Here is a 5,135-nt window from a genome sequence, read left to right on the forward strand (position 1 = left end):
GTGCCGTCCGGCCCGAGCACGATGGCTTCGATCTTGGTGCCGCCGAGGTCGACGCCAATCGCACAACCGTCTTCGAAAGACCCGTGTTCCAGCGACAAGCTCGGCATMGTCATGGCAGGCACCAACGAAAACGGCTCCCGGTGGAAGCCACGGGGAGCCGTTGAATTCTGGTGGCCTGGGGCGGAATCGAACCACCGACACGCGGATTTTCAATCCGCTGCTCTACCAACTGAGCTACCAGKCCAAGTAAGCCAAAAAGTATATCACGCCGCTCCGCCGCGCCGGTTGCGCGACAGATCGACCCCGAGTTGCTTGAGCTTGCGGTACAGGTGCGTGCGCTCCAGGCCGGTCTTCTCCGCCACACGGGTCATCGAGCCGTTCTCGCGCGCGAGGTGGAATTCGAAGTAGCTCTTCTCGAACGCATCGCGCGCCTCACGCAGCGGGCGGTCGAGGTCGAAGCTTTGCTCTGCCTGCGGCCCCAGGTCCACCGGCAGCACCGGCAGGCCCATGCCGCCGGTCATCGCCGATTCGACAGTCATCATCTCGACGCCACCACCCAGCATCGGCTGCGGGCTGGCCATCATCGTGACGGGCGCTGCGGCCGGTGCCTTGTTGGCCGGCGTGCGGGCCAGCGACTGCTCGACCGCGCGCAACAGTTTTTGCAGCGTGATCGGCTTTTCGAGAAAGGCGATGGCGCCGTACTTGGTCGCCTCGACTGCGGTGTCGATGGTGCCGTGCCCGCTCATCATGATGACGGGCATCGTCAGCAAGCCGCTCGAGCCCCACTCCTTCAACAGCGTGATGCCGTCGACGTCGGGCATCCAGATGTCGAGCAGGACCAGGTCGGGCCGCAGTCGCTCGCGCATGGCTCGCGCCTGCGCGGCGTTTTCCGCGAGCTCGATGGTGTGACCTTCGTCGGTGAGGATTTCCGACAAGAGGGCACGGATGCCCATCTCGTCGTCCACTACAAGAATCGTTGCCATGCATGTCCGCGGACCCCGGTGCCGCGCCGGCAAAAAACTGGCCGGCTCAAACGGGCGTAGGAGGGTCCGCGCGTTGTCCCTGTTCGCTGAAGCTTGAAAATGATAACGAAACCTGTGCCCCGGCCGGTCCACCGTCACCTCCCTCTCGTGGGGGCAGGTTGACGATGCGCACGCTGGCGCCATGTTCGTCGGCGATTTTCTTGACCACGGCGAGCCCGAGGCCAGTGCCTTTGCTCTTGGTGGTCACATAGGGTTCGAAGGCGCGTTTCTGCACTTTCTCGGCGAACCCAGGCCCATTGTCGGTCACTTTCAGGCGCAAAACGCGGGCGCGGCCGTCAGGATGACGCTCGAGCTCGGTACTGAGCAGCACGCGGGCGTCAGGCCGGCCGCTGCAGGCGTCGAGCGCGTTCTGTACCAGGTTGTGAATGACCTGGCGCAGTTGTGTCGGGTCGCCGCGCAGCAGCGGCGCCCCGCTGTCGACCTGCGCCACCAGGTGGCCCTGCTCTTGCGCGTCGCCATACAAGACCAGCACTTCGGCCACCAGCTCGTTCAGGTCCACCGGCTGCAATTGCGCGGCCGGCAGGCGGGCGTAGTCGCGAAACTCGTTGACGAGTTGCTTCATCGCTTGCACTTGAGAAACGATGGTCGCCACCGACCGGTTCAGCATCGCCTGGTCTGTGGGCTCGGCGAGCTTGGACTCGAGCTTGTGCTGCAGACGCTCGGCCGACAGCTGGATCGGCGTCAGCGGGTTCTTGATCTCGTGCGCGAGCCGGCGCGCCACCTCACCCCAGGCGGCAGTGCGCTGGGCGGAGACGACCTCGGTGATGTCATCGAAGACCATCAGCCGCGCACGCCCCGGCAGCGGCGCGCCGCGCACCAGCAGCGTGATGCTGTGGTCATTGCGATCGCCGCCCAGGCGCAGCTCGAACGCGTCTTGCCAGTGGTCGCGCTCGCCGTCTTCGGGGCTGGCCTGGTGCTGCTCGAAACGCTGCCAGACACCGTCAGCAAACTCAGTGAACCCCGGCACCTCGTTCAGCATGCGCCCAACGTAAGCCGACAAGGGCGCCCGCAGGATGCGCGTCGCGCCGGGGTTGACGGTGTCGATGTGGCGCTCGCGGTCGAACACGATCACGCCGGCGGTCAGGTTGTCGAGGATGGTCTGCAGCCGCGTGCGCGCACTGTCGAGTTGGCGCAGGCTGGCCTCGGCCTGCGCACGGGCGCTGCCGAGCTGCTCGGTCATGTCGGCGAAGCTGCGCGTCAGGCCGCCGATCTCGTCACGCGAGGCGAACACCGGCTTGGCCCCGAGGTCGCCTTCGGCCACCTGGCGCACGCCCTCGGCCAGCATCAGCAGGGGCCGCGCCAGCTGGTTGCCCAGCACCACCGCGAGCAGCACTGCACCGAACACCGACAACACCAGCGACAGCGTCAAGGTGCCGATGTACATGCGGCGCAAGCCCTCACGCGCGAGGATGCGCTGCTGGTACTCGCGGTAGGCCGCCTGCACGACCAGCGCATTGCCGGTCAACGCGCGCGGCAAGGGCTGCACCACCATCAGCGTGCGCTCTTCGTCGGTCAGCGACAGGCTGGCTGACGGCACCAGCGCCAATGCACGCACCCGCGCCCCCGGGCCCGTCACACTGACTTCATCTTCCAGCCCCTCGATCTGGCTGACCGAACGCTGCAGGCGCGCCAGCCGCATCAGCGCCAGCGCCGGGCGCTCGGCGCCCAGCACCGGGCTGGAACCGACGGTCAACTTGACCTTGCCGTCGGCGCCGAGCAGGGTGACCTCCTCCGCGCCGAGCTGTTCGCGCAGCCGCTCGAGCACCAAGGTGTTGGCGCCGCCACGGTCGGTCAAACGCTCCGCCGCAGTGCGCGTCTTGGCTTCCAGGTCAGCCGCCAGCGCCGCCAGCGTGTCCTTGCCCAGCGCCAGGCCTGCATCCAACGCCCGCTCGACGCGGGTGTCGAACCAGGCCTCGATGCTGCGCGAGACGAACTGGTAGCTGACCATGTAGATCAGCGCACCGGGCAGCACGCCAACCAGCGCGAAGATGCCGGCCAGCTTCAGCAACAGCCGGCTGCCGAACTTGCCCTGTCGGAAACGCAGCGCCAGCCGCACGCCGGCACCGACGAGGAACAGCAGCAGCAGCGTGGCGACCGCCGCATTGACCCAGAACAGCCAGACGAAGTGGCGTTCGTAGCGCGTCGGCCCCTGCGCCAGCAGCGACAGCACAAAGGCCAGCACCAGGCCCAGCCCGGCGGCCACCAACAGGGCGACGCCCCAGCCCCAGYGGGTCGACACCTTCATGCTGTCAACGAGCCGCTAAGCGACGGTAGCACTCTGGCGGCGCTGCGAACGCAGCCGCCGCATTCCAAGTGGCGTGCGCGGATCCGGCTTTGCCGGTCCGCTGCGCGAGCCCCCCTGGGGGGCAGGCCCCGGAAGGGGCCGTGGGGGCTCACGGTTCCACCCGAACCTTGCGCTCGACCGCCAACTGCCAGTCGGCCTGCGCGGCCAGGTCCAACTGCATCGGGCGCGGCAGCTGGTTGTTGTCGAGCCGGTAGCTGAACTCGACGTAGTAGCGCTCGCCGAACTCGAGCTGGTCGGTCTCGGCCAGCTTCCAGCGCGACGCGCGGGCCGCCATGTCCAACGCCTCTTCGGCACTGGGGTAGCTCTGGCTCAGGGTACCGAAACCCAGGCGCCAGTTCGAGGTGAGCGGCTGGTAGGACAAGCGCCAGGTGCGCGACACGCGTGCGATGCGCTCGTCGCGCCAGTACCAGCGCGAACGGTACAAGGCCGCCTGCGCGACGAAGTACACCGGCACCCCGCGCTGCATCGCGTCTTCCACCGCTTTGCTCAACACCGGCTTGGCGACGAAGTCGAGCAGCAGCGCGCCGTCGGCACGGCTGACGTCGAAGGTCGTCAGGTCGATGCTGCCTTCAGCCCGCGCCGGCGCGGCCAGCGTCATCCACAGCAACAGCAGCGCCCCGATCACCGCGCGGGCGACGCGACGGGCAGCACGGGTCACTAGCGAAGCAGCCGGGCCCCCACGAGGGGCCTGACGCGAGGCGGCAGGTTGGGCGGGGGCACACACAACGACGGACGATTTGTTCTAGGGCTTGTGCAGCAGGGCGTAGAAGAACCCGTCGGCCAACGCCGCCTCCGGGTCTGTTGAGCCATTGTCAGCCAGCGGCACCAAGTGGCCGGGAGAGTCCGGGTCGAGTCGGGCCGCTTCGGGGCCTTGGCGTTGCAAAAACGCGTCGATCTGCTCAGAGCCCTCGGCACGAAAGATCGAACACGTGGCGTAGACCAGACGCCCGCCGGGTTTGAGCAGCGGCCACAGCGCGTGCAGCAACTCAGCCTGGGTCTGCGCCAGCGCCCGCACGTCGTCCGGCCGACGCAGCCAGCGGATGTCCGGATGGCGCCGCACGATGCCGGAAGCGGTGCAGGGTGCGTCGAGCAGTATGGCGTCGAAGGGCTGGCCGTCCCACCACTGGGCCACCTGGCGCGCATCGGCCGCACGGGTGCGCGCCTGGGGGCCGGCCAGGCCCAGACGGCGCAGCGTATCGTCAACGCGAGCCAGGCGCGCCGCGTCGGCATCCAGTGCCAGCAGATCGATCTCGGGCGCCAATTCGAGCAGATGGGCGGTCTTGCCTCCGGGTGCGGCGCAGGCGTCAAGCACCCGTGCGCCCGCGGGCAGGCCGGTGCCCAGCAGCAAGGGCGCGGCGCGCTGCGCTGCCAGGTCCTGCACCGACACCTCACCCTGCGCAAAGCCGGGCAGGCGCTCGACCGGACAAGGTTGGCTCAGCACCAGCGCCTGTTCGTGGCCCACCCCTCCGGCGGCGCGGGCGGCCAGTCCGGCCTCCGCCAGGCGCTGCTGGTAGTCAGCCCGGCTGATGCGGCGGGTGTTGACGCGCAGCACCATTGGCGGGTGCTGCTGGGCCTGGCCCAGCAGGGCTTGCCACTGCGCCGGCCAATCGTGGCGCAGCCGCTCGACCCACCAGGCCGGGTGGTTCCAGGCGCCCAGCACGCTGTGGCTCGCCTGGGCCACGATGGCCGGCCGTTCGCGGATGAAGCGTCGCAGCACCGCGTTGATGAAGCCCGCTGCCGCCGGCACCTTGCGCCGAGCGGCATTCACCGCCTGGTCGACCAGCGTG

The 5,135-nt window shown here is 68.6% G+C and carries 4 protein-coding genes and 1 tRNA gene; all 5 read right to left on the reverse strand.

From position 1 onward, the window contains the following. Positions 1-168 precede the first annotated feature (168 nt). Positions 169-244, reverse strand: a tRNA-Phe gene (locus AC1DYI_RS25895). Between the two features lie 19 nt (positions 245-263). Next, positions 264-983 (reverse strand): response regulator, encoded by a 720-nt coding sequence (locus tag AC1DYI_RS25900; protein WP_477207007.1) that lies wholly within the window; start codon positions 981-983, stop codon positions 264-266. 46 nt (positions 984-1,029) lie between these two features. Beyond that, on the reverse strand, positions 1,030-3,288 hold the full coding sequence (locus AC1DYI_RS25905) for a sensor histidine kinase (protein ID WP_477207008.1): 2,259 nt from the start codon (positions 3,286-3,288) through the stop codon (positions 1,030-1,032). A 148-nt stretch (positions 3,289-3,436) separates the two neighbouring features. Beyond that, entirely contained in the window at positions 3,437-4,006 is a 570-nt protein-coding gene (locus AC1DYI_RS25910; protein ID WP_477207009.1) for a DUF4390 domain-containing protein, read from the reverse strand. An 84-nt stretch (positions 4,007-4,090) separates the two neighbouring features. Next, a partial coding sequence (gene rsmB, locus AC1DYI_RS25915) for a 16S rRNA (cytosine(967)-C(5))-methyltransferase RsmB (RefSeq protein ID WP_477207010.1) occupies positions 4,091-5,135 on the reverse strand: 1,045 nt, incomplete at its 5' end.

Source organism: Ideonella sp. P3_A4 (assembly GCF_056403075.1).

What these genes read in the sequence shown, in the direction of transcription:
- AC1DYI_RS25900 (WP_477207007.1), bottom strand. Translation starts at nt 983, where the DNA reads ATGGCAACGATTCTTGTAGTGGACGACGAGATGGGCATCCGTGCCCTC.